Here is a 17,243-nt window from a genome sequence, read left to right as displayed (position 1 = left end):
AGGAATCGTAAGTGGCGTGAGTGCCAGGTAGGAGCCGGACGTGTCCGCTGTCGCACCCGACGGTCGCAAGATGCTTCGCCTTGAGGCCAGGAACAGTCAGACCCCGATCGAGCGCAAGCCCGAGTGGATCAAGACGCGGGCGAAGATGGGCCCGGAGTATCAGGCGCTGCAGGGCCTGGTGAAGCGGGAGGGCCTGCACACCGTCTGCCAGGAGGCCGGCTGTCCCAACATCTTCGAGTGCTGGGAGGACCGGGAGGCCACGTTCCTCATCGGCGGTGAGCAGTGCACCCGGCGCTGCGACTTCTGCCAGATCGACACGGGCAAGCCGGCCGCGTTCGACCGTGACGAGCCGCGCCGGGTCGCGGAGTCGGTGCGGCAGATGGAGCTGCGGTACGCCACGATCACCGGCGTGGCGCGCGACGACCTCCCGGACGGCGGCGCGTGGCTGTACGCGGAGACGGTCCGCCAGATCCACGGCCTGATGCCGGACACCGGCGTCGAGCTGCTGATCCCCGACTTCAACGCGGTGCCCGAGCAGCTCGCGGAGGTCTTCTCGGCCCGCCCCGAGGTGCTGGCGCACAACGTGGAGACCGTCCCCCGGATCTTCAAGCGGATCCGCCCGGCCTTCCGGTACGACCGGTCGCTGCGGGTGCTGACGCTGGCCCGCGAGGAGGGCCTGGTCACCAAGTCCAACCTGATCCTCGGCCTGGGCGAGACCCGCGAGGAGGTCAGCGAGGCGCTGCGCGACCTGCACGAGGCCGGCTGCGAGCTGATCACCATCACGCAGTACCTGCGGCCCACGCCCCGGCACCACCCGGTGGAGCGGTGGGTGAAGCCGGAGGAGTTCGTGGAGCTGCGGGAGGAGGCCGAGGAGATCGGTTTCGCGGGCGTGCTGTCGGGGCCGCTGGTCCGATCGTCGTACCGGGCCGGGCGGCTGTATCAGCGGGCGATGGAGCAGCGGGCGGCGGACTCGTCGCGGGTGGCGTGACCGGGCGTGACGGAAGTGGTCTTGTTTTTCATCGGTTTTGACCCTCAGGTCATCGGCCGGTAATACCGTTCGATAACGATAAGGGCACGTTGTTCGATCGCGTTCGACCTCGTTCGACCGCCCGGGGAAGGGACTGACCATGCGGTTCGTCAGTCCGGCACGTCCGACCGTGACCGGCACACTGCGGGCTCTGGAAGAGATGCTGCTGCGCCGGGGCCGGCGCACCGCCGTGCGGAACGCCTGGGCGGGGGTCCAGGAGGACCGGGCCCGCGCGGAGCTCCGCGCGGAGGCGGAGCGGGCGCTGCTGGCGGTGACCGAGCGCGGCGCGCGGCCCACCGCCGTGCCCTCGTCGGGCTCCGCCCGCCCCTGACCTCCTGACACCCGTGCGTGGCGGGCTCCGTCGCCCCGTAGACTTGCCGCATGGCGAGGAAGGAAAAGGAACAGGATTCCGAGAACCCGGGGCGACTGAAGCAGATCGCCCTGACCTACAAGATGACCAAGCGGGGCGACCGCTGGATCGGGTGGGTCCTCTCGGCGGTCGGCCTGGGCACGTTCGGTGTGGTCCTCGCCATCGGTTTCGTGCTGGGTCACCCGGTCTATCTGGGCATCCTGGGCGTCCTGGTCGCCCTCCTGACGACGGCGATCATCTTCGGCCGCCGGGCGGAGCGCGCGGCGTTCACCCAGATGGAGGGCCAGCCGGGCGCGGCGGCGGCGGTGCTGGAGAACATGCGCCGGGGCGTCGCCTTCACCCCGGCGGTGGCGATCAACCGCAACCAGGACGTGGTGCACCGCGCGGTCGGCAAGTACGGCGTGGTGCTGATCGGCGAGGGCAACCCGAACCGGCTGAAGACGATGATGGCCGCCGAGAAGCGGCGGATGAACCGGGTGGTGTCGGACGTCCCGGTGCACGATGTGATCATCGGGAACGACGAGGGCCAGGTGGAGCTGAAGAAGCTCCGCTCGAAGATCCTGAAGCTCCCCCGCGTCCTCCCGGGCGCGCGCGTGACGGAGGTCAACGACCGCCTGCGGGCGATGGGCGACCTGATGAACAACCTGCCGCTCCCGAAGGGCCCGATGCCGAAGGGCCTGAAGATGCCGAAGGCCCAGCGTCGAGGCCGCTGACCCGCTGCCGAGTCTCGCGCCTCCCCGCCGCTCTCCTCGTCCGGCCCACCCCTTCCGGGAGGGCCGGACGGGGCTTTCTCGGTGCGGTGACCGAGTCGGCGTCGGTACCGGCGGTCCGACCCGGCGCTTCACCCGCTGAGGCCGCGTGACCCATCAGCGGCACCACGAAACCGTGCGGCGGGAACCCGGCCGGTACGCCGACCAGGCCGCCGAGCACACCGATCCCGGATCCCGGCCACCGAGGTGGGCGGGCGGGTGGGGGAACCTCAGGCGCGGATCTGGATCGCGCCGGAGAAGCGGTCGTGCAGGCCCCGTGTGTCGCGGTCCCAGACCAGGGGCGGGATGGCCAGAGCCAGCAGCAGCGTCCGCAGCACCGCGCGCGGGAAGCTCAGGCGCCGGCCGCTGAGGTGCACGACCCGCACCCCGAAGAGCCGCTTCCCGGGCGTCATGCCCACCGTTCCGACGGTGAGCACGGTCATGACCACGAAGACCGGCAGCGTCAGGCTGGGAACGTCGGCCCCCCGACCCTGAGCGAGCAGACCGTATGCGATCAGCGCGCACATCCCCCAGTCGAGGAAGATCGCGCCGACCCGTCGCCCGATCGGCGCCACGGAACCCGGACCCTCCTCCGGGAGACCGAGGCGCTCGCCCCGATAGCCGAAGTCGACGCCCATTTCCTCGGCCGCCGCACGGGGTCCCGAGAGCCACGAACCAATTGCCTGCCGCTTGTCCACACGTCAACGGTATCGCGGTCACCCGGCTGGCCCTCCCCCGGTATCAGATGAGAAGTCCGGTTAACATCAGCGAAACAAGTGGGTCACGCTTGAGAAATGGCACCTCTTTAGGGTCGGCCCCGGCAGGCCCACGCACTGGGCCATTCCCGAGCTGCGCTTCCCGCCCCCGCACGGGTCGGGACTAGGAGGACGATCGGATGTTCCAGAACGCCGACGAGATCAATCAGTACATCGCGGACAACGACGTCAAGTTCATCGACGTTCGTTTCTGCGACCTGCCGGGCATCATGCAGCACGTCACCGTGCCGGTCGAGAGTTTCGACCCGGGCGAGAGCCTGATGTTCGACGGCTCGTCGATCCGTGGGTTCCAGGCCATCCACGAGTCCGACATGGCGCTCGTCCCGGACCTGTCCACCTCCCGGTTGGACCCGTTCCGCAAGGACAAGACCATCAACATCAACTTCTTCATCCACGACCCGATCACGGGCGAGGCGTACAGCCGCGACCCACGGAACGTGGCGAAGAAGGCCGAGGCGTACCTCGCCTCCTCCGGTATCGCGGACACGGCGTACTTCGGCCCCGAGGCCGAGTTCTATGTCTTCGACGACGTGCGGTTCGAGACCAAGTCCAACGCCGGGTACTACTACATCGACTCCGTCGCCGGCGCGTGGAACACGGGCGCGATCGAGGAGGGCGGTAACCGCGGCTACAAGGTCCGTTACAAGGGGGGCTACTTCCCGGCCCCGCCGGTGGACCACTTCGCGGACCTGCGCGCCGAGATGTCCCTGGAGCTGACCGCGGCCGGCATGCACGTCGAGCGCCAGCACCACGAGGTCGGCACGGCCGGCCAAGCGGAGATCAACTACCGCTACAACACGCTGCTGGCCGCCGCCGACGACCTGATGCTGTTCAAGTACATCATCAAGAACGTCGCCTGGCGCAACGGCAAGACCGCCACGTTCATGCCCAAGCCGATCTTCGGTGACAACGGCTCCGGCATGCATGTCCACCAGTCGCTCTGGCAGGGCGGCACCCCGCTGTTCTACGACGAGCAGGGCTACGCCGGCCTGTCGGACATCGCCCGCTTCTACATCGGCGGCATCCTCAAGCACGCCCCGTCGCTGCTGGCGTTCACCAACCCGACGGTGAACTCGTACCACCGTCTGGTCCCCGGCTTCGAGGCCCCGGTCAACCTGGTCTACTCGCAGCGGAACCGTTCGGCGGCCATGCGTATCCCGATCACCGGCTCGAACCCGAAGGCCAAGCGCGTCGAGTTCCGCGCCCCGGACCCGTCCTCGAACCCGTACCTGGCCTTCTCGGCGCTGATGATGGCCGGCCTGGACGGCATCAAGAACAAGATCGAGCCGGCCGAGCCGATCGACAAGGACCTCTACGAGCTCGCTCCCGAGGAGCACGCCGAGCTCCCCCAGGTCCCGACCTCCCTCCCGGCCGTCCTGGAGGCGCTGGAGGCCGACAACGAGTACCTCCAGGCGGGCGGCGTCTTCACGTCCGACCTGATCGAGACGTGGGTCGACTTCAAGCGCGAGAAGGAGATCGCCCCGATGCAGCTCCGGCCGCACCCGCACGAGTTCGAGCTGTACTTCGACGTGTGAGCGGCATGTGAGCGACGGGTGAGCCCGCACGCCGAGCCCCGCGGCTCTCTGGGAGGAGAGCGGCGGGGCTTCGTGCTGCCACCGCTCCCCGTCGGGCGGGCGGTGGCCAGCGGTGAGGTCGACCTCGATGCCGAAGTCCTCGCCGGTGGCGGCGGCACTGATGAGGGGGGTCAGCAGGCCGCAGTTCTCCAGGGGGGCGATGTCGTACTCGCCGACCAGGTGGCCGCCGGTCGCCGGATCGAAGGGCCGGCCTTCGGGAGACCACAGCTCGATGAGGGACGGCTCCGACGCCCGGCAGTCCGCGCCACCGCCGACCGGGAGACCCCGGATCTCGATCGAGGGGCGGGTGCCGCGGGAGCCGCGGGACGAGCTCGTCCCGATGTCCCGCGACCTCCAGCAGCGGTGCGCCGGAGTCTCCTCCCGTGTGCTCACCGACCGCCTCGATGAGCTGCGCGAGGCGGGCGTCGTGGAGCGTGGACCCGGGGGTTACGGCCTGACGGACCAGGGCGGGAAATACTGGCCGTCATGCTCCCGTTGGCGCGGTGGGCCACCCGGTGGGCGGACCGTTCTCCCGCTTCGGGCGGCGCATGACCGGCGTCAGGACCGGCGTTCAGGACCGGCGTTCAGGACCGGGTTGCGGCGAGGAAGTCGCGGATCTGGGTGAGCCATTCCGCCGGGCGTTCCAGGAACGGGAGGTGGCCGGTGGGGAGTTCGGCCAGGCGGGCGTTCGGGATCGCGTCGGCCAGGGCGTGGTGGTGGATGGGGGTGACCAGGGCGTCGTGAGTCGTGGAGATCACCAGGGTCGGGACGGTGACGCCGGGGAGGTCGGCGCGGACGTCGATGGCGGGGACCAGCGCGATGTGATCCGCCGTGCCGGGCGGCAGCGTCAGCGCCGTGGCCTTCACGGCGATGTCGAGGTCGGCCTGAGCCGTCGCGTCCAGGGCGGGGGCGCCGAAGCAGATCAGGGTGAGAAACGCGGCGAGCCGGGCGCGGTCCCCCGACTCCAGGAGCTCGCGCCACAGGCGGATCGCCAGCAGGAAACGGGGGTTGGGGTGGGCGAAGCTCGCGGTGAGGATCAGGGCCGTGACGCGGGCGGGGTGCCGGGTGGCGGCGCGGATGGCCACGGGGCCGCCGAGGGAGTAGCCGGCGATGGCGAACGTGTCCAGGCCCTCTTCGACGGCGGCGGCGACCAGGTCGTCCGCCAGGCCGTCCAGAGTCAGCGGCGCGGTGGCGCGGGGGGTGCGGCCGGTGCCCGGGTAGTCGGGGCCGACCACGGTGTGGTGCTCGGCCAGACCGTCCAGGATCGGGCCGAAGTTGGGCTGAACGCCGCCGCCCGCGCCATGGGCCAGGAGCAGGCCGGGACCGGTGCCGCGCACGATGCGTCCGAGAGGGGAATCCGCTGTCATGGGGCCGACGTTAAGGTCTGACATCGATGTGGAGTCGTCACACGCGGCCCGGCACACCTCCACGGCCGACCGCTCGTCCCGAGGAGCGGGAAGAGCCGCGTCCGGGCCCGAGGTCGCCGACGGTGACGGTGACGGCCCGCAGCGACCGCGGCGTCATCGCCCCGGCGCGCGGCCCGCTCACGGAACAGAGCGCCGGTGTCGGCCGTCGCACGGGGAGAGACCCCCCTCACCTCACGCCGAACTCTCAGGCGGAGAAGGGCATTTCCCGGTCGCCGCCCACCGCCTCCGGCTCCGGCTCCGGGGCGGCATGGGTGCGGGCGTCGGCGGCGCAGGGGTCGCACAGCGCGGTGATCCAGGTGCCGTGCTGGCCGCCGCGGAAGCGGGGGCGGCCCGGTGCCCCGCATATCTCGCAGGTCCGGCCGGAGGCGATCTCCGCCGCGTCGGTGAGCTCGGCGGCGGCGTCCGCCCAGTGCCCGTCGAAGTACCCGTGCTCGTCGAAGCGGTCGGCGGCGCGGATCCGCAGCCCGCCGAGATTCCTCTCGCACGACTCGATGCGGTAATCCGGCGCGAGGGCGAGGAGCCGCTGATGGAGCCGTTCCAGCAGGGTGGCCCAGCCGGGGCCCACGGTGTGGGTCCAGGCGGGGAGCTGCCGATCATCCGGGGGCGTGCCAGTCATGGTCACATCTTCCCCGGAGGGTCTGACAGTCGCGCCCGCGGTACCGGTGCGGCGGTGCGTCTCGTTCACGCGGGCCCGCTGGCGGGATGTCGCCGGCGCCGCCGCCGCTCTGGGTGCCCTGCTCGCCGATTGTGAACGGATATTCGGCGCGAGCCACACGCAGACGCCGGCGGTCCTCCAGACCTCGCCGACTGGCAGGGCCGCGCCGGAGACACGGCAACGGCCGCCGCGGTGGAACAGTGCACCGGCACGTTCGGCGCCGATCACCCGCGCACCCTCGACGCCCGGCAGCTCCTGGCCTACTGGAAGGGCGAATACGGCGATGTGGCCGGCGCCGTCCGTGAACTCACCGCGGTCCTGGCACACGCCCGACGGGTCATGGGCTCCAACGACCCACTTACCCTGGTCACCCGGCAGCACCTTACCTACTGGCAGGGCAAGGACGGTGACCGGAGCGCGGCCGTCGTGACCGCCGCCGAGATCCTGCGCGACTTCGTCCGCGTCCTCGGCCCCGATGACCAGGCGACGCTGATGGCGCGCAGCATCCTGGTCTTCTGGCAGGGCAAGGCGGGAAACGCCGCGAGCGCGGCGGTGACCGCCAGGGCCGTACTCCGCGACTACGAGCGCGTGTTCGGGCCACAGCACCCACGCACGCGCGGTGCCAGGGAGGATCTGGCCTACTGGCAGCTTCAGGCTGGCCGCAGGCATCAGATCAGCGGCTGAGAAACCGCTTCGCCGTCTTCCGGCCCGATCAGTCCATGCCGTCGAAGTGCCACCACGTACCCGAGGGCCAGTGGCGGCCGGTCCACGCTTCGCGTTGGCGGTGGGTGGGGTCGGCGGCGGGGTGGGGGGTGGTGGGGGTGAGGAGCATCGTGGTGCGGGTGTCCGTCGTGTAGCGGGGCCAGCGCGGAAGGCCGACGGCCGTAGGGGGGTGGCCGGTGGCGAAGGTGCCGAAGGCTTCGTGGAGTTGAGCGGCAAGGCCGTCGCCGCCGTGCCAGATCGCCGTGGCGTCGGAGGCGTGGGCCGCGTGCAGGTGGTCGGCGAGGAAGGCGAAGCCGGGGGTCAGGCCGGTGAACGGGCCGTCGTAGCGGGAGCGCCAGACCGGGGCATGGGCGGACTGGGCGTCGGCCAGGCGGGTGGTGGGGATGCCGTAGCGCTCGTCCGACATCACCGCCAGGCGGTCCCCGCCGTAGGCGGCGAGGATCTGCTCGCGGCCGTCGGGGCCGAAGTGCTCGGTCAGGACGCGGTCGGTCTGGTCGGCCGCGTCGGGGACGGCGAGTTGGTACAGGGCGGCCTCGTGGGCGCAGGACTGCGCGAGGAGGGGGACGCCCGCCGCGGCACCCGCCGCGATGGCGCGCAGGGGATGCGTGGTCAGGGCCAGGCCGTCGATGGCCGGGCGCCACACCCAAGTGGTGCGCAGGCCGCTGCCGATGGCCGTCTGGGCGGCGAGGAGGTCGGCGGCGGGCACCGCGCGGACGCGGTCGGGTGTGGTGCCCAGCTCGCGCAGGAATCGGCGGGCCACGCCGGCGGCCTGGGCCGGGGTGGCGACGTGGTCGGCGCCACCGCTGGAGGAGGCGGCGCGGTGGATCATGCCCATCGTGAGGGGCGAGGCGAGCAGGTTGGCGACGGCCTTGGCGCCGGCCGACATGCCGTAGAGGGTGATGCGGTCGGGGTCGCCGCCGAAGCCCGCGATGTTCTCCCGCACCCACGCCAGCGCGGCGATCTGGTCGTGCAGGCCGTGCGCGCCGCTGTGCTCCTCGCCCGCCACGGCCAGGTGACCGAGCGCGCCCAGCCGGTAGTTGAAGGTGACCACGACCAGGCCGTGGTCACGGGCGAACTCCGCGCCGTCACCCGCCATGTCGGTGCCGCTGCCGCTCTGGTAGCCGCCGCCGTGCACCCACAGCAGCACCGGGCTGGCCGAAGCCCCCGCCGGAGCCGTGACGTTGAGCCGCAGACAGTCCTCGGACGGCGGGGGCAGCTCGATCGCCGTGCCGAACACGGAGACCTCGGGCGGTGGTTGGAGGGCAGGCGGCCCGTACGCCGTCGTGTCGCGCACTCCGCTCCACGGCTCGGGGGGCCGCGGTGGGCGCAGGCGCAGCGGTCCGACCGGCGCGGCGGCGTAGGGGATGCCGCGCCAGCCGAACACGCCGTCGGCCACCTCCGCGCCGCGCACCTTCCCGGCCGCCGTGGCCACGATGGGGGTCGTCATCTCGGTTTCCGGCACAGGGACATGGTGCACACCCGCCCGGCGGGGTCGAGGAGGTGGGGTCGGGTGCGGGCGCCGCACGGCGTGGGACCGGGATGGCCGGAACGGGCAGCCGGGGGCGGGCGCGGCGCGCCGACCACCCGACGCCGGTGGCCGAGAGCCGCGCCAGCAGCGGGGCCAACACGCTGCGCTGGCTGACGGGCATGCGGCACCAGCGAACGCCGCCTGGCACGCGACGGGCGTCCGGGTCCGTGAACTGCCGCTGCCCCTCGACACGTTCCCGCGCTGAGGCGTCGGCCATTCCTTGAGGTCCCAGAATGATAACGGCGTCCGGCGCGGGCTGGAGCGGCGGCGACCCGAGCACTTGAATGCCTGGGCGAAGCCGCCGACCGGGCGGCTGCCGAAAATGGAGTGTGAAGTGCAGCCCACACGCCGCGACTTCCTCGCGCCCGCCACCTGGCGGCGTGCCGCCGTCCTCACCTCGACGGTCGGCGCGCTCGCCCTGGCCACCTCCCTGCCCGCCGCCGCGATCAACTCGTACAACGCCGCACCCGCGCCGGAGAGAACCGAAGTCGGCGCGCTGATCGCCGTCTGGGACAACGACGCCGACCCCACGACCCCGGACCGGGTCGACTGGATCTGCTCGGGGACGATGATCGACGCCGACACGTTCCTCACCGCCGCGCACTGCACGGGCGGCTGGACCGAGAGCGAGGACCCGGACTTCTCCGTGTCGCTCGACGAGGACGTGCAGGGCGCGCTGGACGCCGCCGCCGTCGCGCACCCGGCCGACCCGGACGCCGTCGCGGCGGCGGCGGGCGTCGGGGGCACGGCCCACACCCACCCCGCCTACCCGGGCGACTCCAGTGACTCCAAGGACATCGCGGTGGTCGAGCTGCCGGCCGAAGACGTCGCCGCGCGCTGGTCGTTCACCCCGGCCACGCTGCCCACCGCCGGTCTCTTCGACGCGCTGGGCCCGCGTGGCCTGGACGCGGCGGACTGGTCGGTGGCCGGGTACGGCACCCAGGAGGGCACGACCGGCGCCAACGGCCACCCCGGCGGCGGCGTACGGCTCCAGGCGCCGCTGACGTTCAGCGCGCTGAACGCCACCTGGCTGCGGCTGGGCATGATCGAGGCACAGGGCAGCGGCGGCGCCTGCTACGGCGACTCCGGCGGCCCCAACTTCGCGCTGGTGGACGGCGAACGCGTCCTGGCCGGCACCACCATCACCGGTGACGTGCCGTGCTACGCCACCAACGTCGCCTACCGTCTGGACACCCCGGTGGCCCGGGAGTTCCTGGCACCGTTCGTCGCACTGCCCTGATCCGGCGGTCCACGGACCGCCGCTCCGCCGCTCCAGCGGTCCGTGGCACCCGGTCCGTGGCACCTGATACCTGACCCGTGGCTCGGGCCGGGTCCAGCTTCTCGGCGAACGTGCCCAGCGCGCGGACGAGTTCGACGCGGGAGCGGACGCCGAGCGCGGTGTAGACGTCGCGCAGGTGGTGGACGACCGTGCGGGGGCTGAGGGAGAGCCGGGCCGCGACCTCGCGGTTGGTCCGCCCCTCGGCCACCGCGCGCGCCACCCGCCACTGCCGCGCGGTCAGCGCGGCCGTGGCCCGGGAGCCCGGCCCGGCCGCGTCGTCGGCCTCGCCCCCGGCGCGCGGCTCGGGACGGGCCCGGGTCACCCGCACCTTGGCGCCGCAGGACTCGAACAGCACCAGGTCCCCCGCGGAACCGGTCGCGGGGGGGGGGCGAGGCCGACGGCGCCCGGCGGCGTGCGTGCTAAAGTGAGCCCAACGTGTGGTATTCCGCCGCCGGTTGAGACCCAGGAGGTGAGTTCGATGGCTGTCGAGAAGACCGCTGCCCCGCGCAGCGCCCGGACCATCCTCACGTCCCGGGCCCCGGTCTGACACTCACGTCCTGCTCTCGGGGCCCCTTTTCCCAAAGGGTCTCTCACCTTGCGTTCTCCGCGATCCTCCTCTTCTCCCTCTCCCTCTCCCCTGTCCGTCTACGGCTGGGACGACGCCCTGGAAGCCGCGTTCGCCGACCACCGCGCCACCGGCCTGGTGCCGGCCCGGATCGCGGGAGTCGACCGCGGCCTGTGCGACGCGGTCACCGACGACGGTCCGCTGCGCGCCGCGACCGCCGGCCACGCGCCGTGCACGGGCGACTGGGCCGCCCTCGACCCCGGCACGGAGCAGCGCGAGCCACGGCTGGCCGCTCTGCTGCCGCGCCGCACGGCGATCGTCCGTTCCTCCGCCGCCCGTGACTCCCACGGTCAGGTGCTCGCCGCCAACGTGGACACCGTCGTGATCGCCGTCTCGCTGGCGGTGCCGCTCGACGCCGGACGGCTGGAACGCCTGCTCGCCCTCGGCTGGGAGAGCGGCGCCCGGCCCGTCGTGGTGCTGACCAAGACCGACCGGGCCGCCGACCCGGCGGAGGCGGTCGACGAGGCCGCCGCCGCGGCCCCCGGCGTGGACACCGTGGCCACCAGCGCGGTCACCGGCGAGGGCATGGCCGAGCTCGCCGCCCTGCTCACGGGCACGGTCGTCCTGCTCGGCGCGTCCGGCGCCGGGAAGTCCACCCTGGGCAACGCGCTGCTCGGCGGCGACGTCCTCGCCACCGGCGAGGTGCGCGCCCAGGACGGCAAGGGCCGGCACACCACCGTGCGGCGCGAGCTGCTCCCGCTGCCGGGCGGCGGCGTCCTCATCGACACCCCGGGGCTGCGCGGGGTCGGCCTGCACGACGCGGCGGAGGGCCTGGAGCAGGTCTTCGCCGAGATCGAGGAGCTGGCCGCGGACTGCCGGTTCGCGGACTGCGCCCACGAGTCCGAGCCCGGCTGCGCGGTCCGGGCGGCGATCGAGGCGGGCGAGCTGCCCGAACGCCGGCTGGCGAGCTACCGGAAGCTGCTGCGCGAGAACGCCTGGGCGGCGTCCAGGACCGACGCCCGGCTGCGCGCGGAACGCACGGAACGGTGGAAGGCCATCCACCGCCACCAGCGGGCCACGTACCGCTTCCGTGAACGCCAGCGGTAGGCGCCGGCCCAGGTAGGCAACGGTGAGGGGGCGCCCGGTCGGACCGGGCGCCCCCTCACTCCATGCGAGATCCACTGTTTACGGCTTGTGGGCGGCTCCCGTCGTCTTCTTGGTCGCCTTCATCGCCGCCGCCGCTCCCACGAGACCGAGCAGGAAGATGATGGCACCGGTGATGATGTTGCTGGCGATCAGGCCGCCGCCCGGATCGTCTCCGACGAGCCAGGGCGAGATGATGAGCCAGGCCCCCATCGCCCACAGCGCGTGGCTCATGCCGTACATGCGCTCCGGAGCCCTGGTGAAGCCCAGGGCCAGCAGCGCCACGGCGATGCCCACGATCAGATTGTTGATGGAAAGGTCCGGGTGGTTGTCGTTGAAGTGCACCGCCCACGGCGAGAGAGCCGCGTACAGGCCGGCCAGGAACAGCGGTCCGTCGACGAACACCACGTCGCGCCCACCCAGGACGCGCGAGTAACGCTCACGCATCTCCCTTTCATCGGGGTGACCAGCGAGGTCCGCCCGCCGGCGGTGTGAGACGTCGGTCATTGCGACTTGCCTCCTTCGATCTGTTCATGGGCATCTTCCACTATGCACCCTTATGCCCCATTTGGGTAATTCGCCGGAGGTAATTCAGATAGACTGGTAATCTGAATTACATGCTTACAGATAAAGAACGAGACGAGCTGCGCGGCTGGTTCGCCGGGCGACTGCCCGAGGGGCTCTTCACCGAGCTGGTCGACGTGACGGCCGACCGCGAGGAGATCACCGTCGTCGGCCGGATTCCCGAGCCCCGGCTCGACCCCGACGCCTCCGCCGTCGAGCGCGAGGCGGCCCGCGAGGGCCGGGTCGCCGAGTTCCGGTCGCGCACCCGCGACGACCGCGTGCGCGTGGCCCGCTCCGCCGAGCGTCGCTTCCGGCGGAAGGTGTCCTGGGGCGTGGAGTGCGGTGGCGAGCGGACGCTGTTCACCCATGTCGCCGCCCCGGTGATGACCCGGCTGCGGCAGCCGGAGCGCCAGGTCCTGGACACCCTCATCGCGAGCGGCGTGGCGCGCAGCCGCAGCGACGCGCTCGCCTGGTGCGTCCGCCTCGTGCGGCGGAACGCCGACGACTGGCTGTCCGAGCTGCGCGAATCCCTCGCGCAGGTCCAACGGGTACGCTCCCAGGGGCCGGACGCCGACAGCGACGACTGAACAGCGGGGGACGCCGACGATGACCACCGTCGAATACATCAGATACCGGATTCCGGCGGGCGGCGGGCCCGCGTTCGAGGAGGCGTACGGCCGGGCCGCCGCCTCGCTCGCGGCGGCGCCCGAGTGCGTGGACTACGAGCTGACGCGCTGTCACGAGGAGCCGGACAGCTACATCCTGCGCATCCGCTGGAGCTCCCTGGCCGACCACCTGGAGGGCTTTGGGACCGGCGCGCACGTCGGGCCGTTCTTCGCCGAGATCAAGCCGTACGTCACGGCGATCGAGGAGATGCGGCACTACGAGCCCACCGGCGTGGCCGGGAAGGGATCGCGGTATCCGACCGTCTACGCCTGGGCCGGCGGCGAGGCCGCGTTCCTGCGGCTGACCGACCTCTTCTACACCGAAGTCCTCAAGGACCCGCTGCTGGAGCCGGTGTTCGCGGGCATGAGCCCGGACCACACGCGCAACGTCGCGCTGTGGCTGGGCGAGGTGTTCGGCGGCCCGGCGCGGTACTCGGCGGAGCGCGGCGGACACGCCGGGATGGCCGCCCACCACATCGGTAAGGGCATCACCGAGGAGCAGCGCCGCCGTTGGGCCGGGCTGCTGCTGGATGCCGCCGACGAGGCGGAGTTGCCCGCCGACCCGGAGTTCCGCGCGGTGTTCGCGTACTACGTGGAGTGGGGGACGCGGATGGCACTGATCTACGCCGGGGACGACCCGCCACCGCTGGACCCGGCGCCCATGCCGCGCTGGGAGTGGGGCGTCACTCCCCCGTGGCAGCCGCAGGGGAGCTGACCGGAGACCGGCCGCCACCGGAGCGGCGGCCCGACTACGGACCGTGCGCGCGGACGCTCTCCGGACTCGGGCACTCGACTCGCCGCTCGGCGCGCTCGGGGGTGGACATGCGGCGGAGAGGCCGGAGCCGGCACGGACGCCGGCTCCGGTTCCGGCTCCGGTTCCGGGAAAGGACTGGCCCCGGGGCGGGACCCCTGATTTCCCGCGCCCGGAGCCTTCGCGTCCCCACGAGGCCGCTCGCTCGGCCGAAAAGGCGGGTGCCCCGGGCCATGGTGGCGAAACAAGATGACCACGAACGAGTCGTGTCGGCCCGGCCCGGGCGGGTACCCGAGATCTTCCCTGCTCCCGAAGCGAGGAGGAAGTCATGCAACAGCGGGGCAGCGACCGTCTCAACGTCCACCGCGACGACGTGATGAAGCACGAACTGCAGGGCATGCTGCGCGGCGAGCACCCGACGAGGGCGGAGGAATGGCGCGATCAGGAGCCTCCCGCCGAGGACGACCCCGCGCTGGTCGACGGCCCGGTCCCGCCGCGCGGCGCGGCCACCACCGAGGAGGCCGAGAACGAGGCGCTCCGCTTCGAGCTCGCCCGCCATCTGCGGCGCAGCATCTTCCCGGCGGAACGGCAGGAGCTGCTGGGCGTCCTGTCCGACACCCACGCCCCCGACGACCTGGTCGAAACGGTCCAGGAGCTGCCGACCGACCGCGCCTACGCCAACGTGCAGGAGATCGTCGCCGTGCTCGGCCGCAAGCCGAGCGCGTGACCTCCGTCACCCCGGCGGAAGAACGAGGGCGGCGACCGTTCGCACACGGTCGCCGCCCTCGCCGCGCCGATCGTTGACATGCTCAAGCCGTATACGTTTGCGACGGGCCCCCGGCCCATGGCGGACCGGCCCCGGGCCCCTGATGGATCGCCCACCGGTCGACAGGACCGAGCGGGCAACGGCTCCGGCCCGACCACACCCACCCGTGCGATGGCCCCCCACCTACCGGCCGGCACCCGGACCGCGCCCGGGACCGACCGGACAGTCGGCCCGGTCACACCGCCGCACCGGACGGGCCGACCGCCGCGTGCCGACCGCCTGGCGAGGCGGCCGGCGGCGTCGGTCCCGTCGCGTTGGCGGGCGGGCCGGTGTGTCGCGGTCAGTCCGCCGGGGGGAGGGCCGCTTCCGCCGTTGCCAGGATTTCTGTCACGCGGGCGCCGAAGTGCGCGTCGCACGGGTGGGGTTCGCCCGTGCGGGCCGCCGTGAGCAGGGCGTCCAGCGCGCGGAGGAGGGAGGTGACCGCGCCGCCCTCGCCGCGTTCGGGGAGGGTGGTGATGCCCGCGGCGCCGCGCAGTTCCGCCGTCACCGACGCCGCTTGCGGCGGCACCGTGTGCGTCAGCGTCATCGTGCTGGACGCGCCCGAGACGTGGCGCAGCGCGATGTGCACCATGTCGCCCGGACCCCGGGCGGCCGTCACGGAGGCGACGTCGCCCAGGGGCGGCAGCAGCAGCGACAGCGTGTGCGGGCCGATGTCCCACAGGGCGCCGCGCTCCGCGCGCCACGGCGAGTCCGCGTACGGGCTGTCGGAGCCGCCGAAGACCGGGGAGAACCAGTCCGCGCGGCCGGTCACCCAGCCGTTCGTGGCGCTCTGCGCCGCCACCCACGCGGCCGACTCGGGGGCGAAGCGCAGGGTGAAGAAGACCACCGACGCCACCCCCGACGCCTTCGCCGCAGCCGCCAGCTCGCGGGCCGCCGCCCCCGACGTCGCCACCGGCTTGTCCAGCAGCAGATGACACCCGGCCGCCGCCGCCCGCACCGCCAGCGGCGCCTGCACGTCCGGCGGCAGCGCGAACGCCACCGCCTCGCAGTCCGCGAAGAGCGCGTCCGCGTCGTCGTACGCCCGGGTGTTCAGCCGTTCCGCCAGCTCCGCCGCCGCCTCGGGGCGCCGGCCCCAGACGCCGACGAGCTCCGTCTCCGGGTGCTCCACCAGGGCCGGGCCGTGGGTGAGCCGGGCCCACGGGCCGGTTCCGAGCAGGCCGATTCTCATGGCCGGTCGCCTCTCTGCCGCCGCCTCACAACACACGTCGATCCTCGCCGACGTTTCCGCGCCAACCCTACGACCCCGCCCCAAACGCGGTTCACGACGCTTTAACAGAAGGGCAACGACAGGGAAACCGCTGGTCGCGAGGCTGACGACAGCGTATGCAGGCACCCGCGATGACCTCCTGGAGGAGCACGACCGTGACGTACAAGAAGGCCGAGTACATCTGGATCGACGGCACCGAGCCGACCGCCAAGCTGCGCTCGAAGACCAAGATCCTCGCGGATGGCGAAGCTCCCCCCATGTGGGGCTTCGACGGCTCCAGCACCAACCAGGCCGAGGGGCACGCCTCCGACTGCGTGCTCAAGCCGGTCGCCTCCTTCCCGGACCCGATCCGCGGCGGGGACCACATCCTGGTCCTCAACGAGGTCTACAACGTCGCCGACGACACCCCGCACGTCTCCAACACCCGCGCGCTGCTGCGCCCGATCGCCGAGCGGTTCGCCGCCCAGGAGCCGATCTTCGGCATCGAGCAGGAGTACACCTTCTTCAAGGGCTCCCGCCCCCTCGGCTTTCCGGAGAACGGCTTCCCGGCCCCCCAGGGCGGCTACTACTGCGGAGTCGGCGCCGACGAGATCTACGGCCGCGACGTCGTCGAGGCCCACCTGGAGAACTGTCTGAAGGCCGGTCTCGGCATCTCCGGCATCAACGCCGAGGTCATGCCGGGCCAGTGGGAGTTCCAGGTCGGCCCGCTGTCCCCGCTGGAGGTCTCGGACCAGCTCTGGATCGCCCGCTGGCTGCTCTACCGCACCGCCGAGGACTTCGGCATCTCCGCCACCCTCGACCCCAAGCCCGCCAAGGGCGACTGGAACGGCGCCGGCGCGCACACCAACTTCTCCACCAAGGCGATGCGCGAGGGCTACGACGCGATCATCACCGCCTGCGACGCGCTCGGTGACGAGGGCAAGCCGCTGGAGCACATCAAGAACTACGGCATCGGCGTCGAGGACCGCCTCACCGGTGCCCACGAGACCGCGCCCTGGGACCAATACAGCTACGGCGTCTCCAACCGCGGCGCCTCCGTCCGCATCCCGTGGCAGGTCGAGCGGGAGAAGAAGGGCTACATCGAGGACCGCCGCCCCAACGCCAACTGCGACCCGTACGTGGTGACCCGCCTGATGGTGGACACCTGCTGCGCCAAGCTGGCAGAGGCCGGTCTCGTCTGACCGCCCCGTCCCGCCTTCGCTCCTTGCTTTCCGCCCTTTCTTCCCTCTCTCCCTGATCGTCTCCCCGGCTCACGGCCGGTGCAGCTCGGGCGCTGTTCCGGGGAGACACCGCGGGCGCCCGCCTCACCGGGCGGGCGCTCGCGGTGTTTCTGGGTACACCATCCGACCGGGTGGCCCACCCCCGTGACTCCCGCCCCGCTCGCGCAGCAGACTGTGAGCACCACAGCACGAAC

Annotated in this window: 18 protein-coding genes; 11 read left to right on the top strand and 7 right to left on the bottom strand. The window is 72.3% G+C overall.

Annotated elements, in window-relative coordinates:
* Nucleotides 1-40 precede the first annotated feature (40 nt).
* From lipA to OIE51_RS21700, 3 genes are all read left to right on the top strand, one after another.
* Nucleotides 41-988 (top strand): lipoyl synthase, encoded by a 948-nt coding sequence (gene lipA / locus OIE51_RS21710; protein ID WP_326599419.1) that lies wholly within the window; start codon nucleotides 41-43, stop codon nucleotides 986-988.
* A 169-nt stretch (nucleotides 989-1,157) separates the two neighbouring features.
* Nucleotides 1,158-1,358, top strand: coding sequence for a hypothetical protein (locus OIE51_RS21705; protein ID WP_442811986.1), 201 nt, complete (start codon nucleotides 1,158-1,160; stop codon nucleotides 1,356-1,358).
* A gap of 50 nt (nucleotides 1,359-1,408) precedes the next feature.
* Nucleotides 1,409-2,110, top strand: coding sequence for a DUF4191 domain-containing protein (locus OIE51_RS21700; protein ID WP_326599417.1), 702 nt, complete (start codon nucleotides 1,409-1,411; stop codon nucleotides 2,108-2,110).
* Between the two features lie 266 nt (nucleotides 2,111-2,376).
* Here the strand turns inward: OIE51_RS21700 and OIE51_RS21695 are convergent, their stop codons facing one another.
* Complete coding sequence (locus tag OIE51_RS21695; protein WP_326599416.1) at nucleotides 2,377-2,844, bottom strand: RDD family protein; 468 nt, start codon at nucleotides 2,842-2,844, stop codon at nucleotides 2,377-2,379.
* A gap of 197 nt (nucleotides 2,845-3,041) precedes the next feature.
* Between OIE51_RS21695 and glnA the strand changes: the two genes are divergently transcribed.
* A complete protein-coding gene (gene glnA, locus OIE51_RS21690) occupies nucleotides 3,042-4,457 on the top strand; it encodes a type I glutamate--ammonia ligase (protein ID WP_326599415.1) in 1,416 nt (471 codons plus the stop codon).
* Nucleotides 4,458-5,080: 623 nt separating this feature from the next.
* On the opposite strand, the gene OIE51_RS21685 is transcribed toward glnA, so the two are convergent.
* Nucleotides 5,081-5,863, bottom strand: coding sequence for an alpha/beta fold hydrolase (locus OIE51_RS21685; RefSeq protein ID WP_326599414.1), 783 nt, complete (start codon nucleotides 5,861-5,863; stop codon nucleotides 5,081-5,083).
* Nucleotides 5,864-6,107: 244 nt separating this feature from the next.
* Nucleotides 6,108-6,539, bottom strand: a complete 432-nt coding sequence (locus tag OIE51_RS21680; protein WP_326599413.1) for a hypothetical protein — start codon at nucleotides 6,537-6,539, stop codon at nucleotides 6,108-6,110.
* Between the two features lie 231 nt (nucleotides 6,540-6,770).
* Here OIE51_RS21680 and OIE51_RS21675 point away from each other — a divergent pair, with 231 nt between their 5' ends.
* Nucleotides 6,771-7,262 (top strand): tetratricopeptide repeat protein, encoded by a 492-nt coding sequence (locus OIE51_RS21675; RefSeq protein ID WP_326599412.1) that lies wholly within the window; start codon nucleotides 6,771-6,773, stop codon nucleotides 7,260-7,262.
* A gap of 28 nt (nucleotides 7,263-7,290) precedes the next feature.
* Here the strand turns inward: OIE51_RS21675 and OIE51_RS21670 are convergent, their stop codons facing one another.
* The gene (locus OIE51_RS21670) at nucleotides 7,291-8,763 is read right to left on the bottom strand and encodes a carboxylesterase/lipase family protein (protein WP_326599411.1); all 1,473 of its coding nucleotides are present in this window, start codon (nucleotides 8,761-8,763) and stop codon (nucleotides 7,291-7,293) included.
* 400 nt (nucleotides 8,764-9,163) lie between these two features.
* Between OIE51_RS21670 and OIE51_RS21665 the strand changes: the two genes are divergently transcribed.
* Nucleotides 9,164-10,069, top strand: coding sequence for a trypsin-like serine protease (locus OIE51_RS21665; RefSeq protein ID WP_326599410.1), 906 nt, complete (start codon nucleotides 9,164-9,166; stop codon nucleotides 10,067-10,069).
* Here OIE51_RS21665 and OIE51_RS27025 read toward each other — a convergent pair.
* Nucleotides 9,972-10,430 carry a helix-turn-helix domain-containing protein gene (locus tag OIE51_RS27025; RefSeq protein WP_442812070.1) on the bottom strand — a complete coding sequence of 153 codons (459 nt, stop codon included), beginning with the start codon at nucleotides 10,428-10,430 and terminating at the stop codon, nucleotides 9,972-9,974. The genes OIE51_RS21665 and OIE51_RS27025 overlap by 98 nt on opposite strands.
* Before the next feature lie 273 nt (nucleotides 10,431-10,703).
* Between OIE51_RS27025 and rsgA the strand changes: the two genes are divergently transcribed.
* Nucleotides 10,704-11,780, top strand: a complete 1,077-nt coding sequence (rsgA, locus tag OIE51_RS21655) for a ribosome small subunit-dependent GTPase A (RefSeq protein WP_326599409.1) — start codon at nucleotides 10,704-10,706, stop codon at nucleotides 11,778-11,780.
* 78 nt (nucleotides 11,781-11,858) lie between these two features.
* Here rsgA and OIE51_RS21650 read toward each other — a convergent pair whose 3' ends face one another.
* Entirely contained in the window at nucleotides 11,859-12,323 is a 465-nt protein-coding gene (locus OIE51_RS21650) for an SPW repeat protein (protein ID WP_326599407.1), read from the bottom strand.
* Nucleotides 12,324-12,433: 110 nt separating this feature from the next.
* Between OIE51_RS21650 and OIE51_RS21645 the strand changes: the two genes are divergently transcribed.
* From OIE51_RS21645 to OIE51_RS21635, 3 genes are all read left to right on the top strand, one after another.
* Nucleotides 12,434-12,967: a hypothetical protein gene (locus OIE51_RS21645; protein WP_326599405.1), complete on the top strand. Its 534-nt coding sequence runs from the start codon at nucleotides 12,434-12,436 to the stop codon at nucleotides 12,965-12,967.
* 19 nt (nucleotides 12,968-12,986) lie between these two features.
* The gene (locus OIE51_RS21640; protein WP_326599403.1) at nucleotides 12,987-13,760 is read left to right on the top strand and encodes a group II truncated hemoglobin; all 774 of its coding nucleotides are present in this window, start codon (nucleotides 12,987-12,989) and stop codon (nucleotides 13,758-13,760) included.
* A gap of 364 nt (nucleotides 13,761-14,124) precedes the next feature.
* Nucleotides 14,125-14,523 (top strand): DUF2795 domain-containing protein, encoded by a 399-nt coding sequence (locus OIE51_RS21635; RefSeq protein WP_326599401.1) that lies wholly within the window; start codon nucleotides 14,125-14,127, stop codon nucleotides 14,521-14,523.
* Between the two features lie 379 nt (nucleotides 14,524-14,902).
* On the opposite strand, the gene OIE51_RS21630 is transcribed toward OIE51_RS21635, so the two are convergent.
* On the bottom strand, nucleotides 14,903-15,790 hold the full coding sequence (locus OIE51_RS21630) for a Gfo/Idh/MocA family protein (RefSeq protein WP_326599400.1): 888 nt from the start codon (nucleotides 15,788-15,790) through the stop codon (nucleotides 14,903-14,905).
* Between the two features lie 194 nt (nucleotides 15,791-15,984).
* Between OIE51_RS21630 and glnII the strand changes: the two genes are divergently transcribed.
* A complete protein-coding gene (glnII, locus tag OIE51_RS21625; RefSeq protein ID WP_326599399.1) occupies nucleotides 15,985-17,010 on the top strand; it encodes a glutamine synthetase in 1,026 nt (341 codons plus the stop codon).
* Nucleotides 17,011-17,243 lie beyond the last annotated feature (233 nt).

It is taken from the genome of Streptomyces sp. NBC_01803 (assembly GCF_035917415.1).
Lineage (GTDB): Bacteria > Actinomycetota > Actinomycetes > Streptomycetales > Streptomycetaceae > Streptomyces.
Note: the sequence above shows the minus strand (reverse complement) of the source record. Positions and strands in the feature narration are given on the sequence as shown.

Excerpts from the sequence above, each read along its gene's own strand:
- OIE51_RS21630 (WP_326599400.1), bottom strand. The coding sequence starts at position 15,790 with ATGAGAATCGGCCTGCTCGGAACCGGCCCGTGGGCCCGGCTCACCCAC.
- OIE51_RS21635 (WP_326599401.1), top strand. The coding sequence starts at position 14,125 with ATGCAACAGCGGGGCAGCGACCGTCTCAACGTCCACCGCGACGACGTG.
- OIE51_RS21700 (WP_326599417.1), top strand. The coding sequence starts at position 1,409 with ATGGCGAGGAAGGAAAAGGAACAGGATTCCGAGAACCCGGGGCGACTG.
- OIE51_RS21640 (WP_326599403.1), top strand. The coding sequence starts at position 12,987 with ATGACCACCGTCGAATACATCAGATACCGGATTCCGGCGGGCGGCGGG.
- OIE51_RS21650 (WP_326599407.1), bottom strand. The coding sequence starts at position 12,323 with ATGACCGACGTCTCACACCGCCGGCGGGCGGACCTCGCTGGTCACCCC.
- OIE51_RS21645 (WP_326599405.1), top strand. The coding sequence starts at position 12,434 with ATGCTTACAGATAAAGAACGAGACGAGCTGCGCGGCTGGTTCGCCGGG.
- OIE51_RS21685 (WP_326599414.1), bottom strand. The coding sequence starts at position 5,863 with ATGACAGCGGATTCCCCTCTCGGACGCATCGTGCGCGGCACCGGTCCC.
- glnA (WP_326599415.1), top strand. The coding sequence starts at position 3,042 with ATGTTCCAGAACGCCGACGAGATCAATCAGTACATCGCGGACAACGAC.
- OIE51_RS21680 (WP_326599413.1), bottom strand. The coding sequence starts at position 6,539 with ATGACTGGCACGCCCCCGGATGATCGGCAGCTCCCCGCCTGGACCCAC.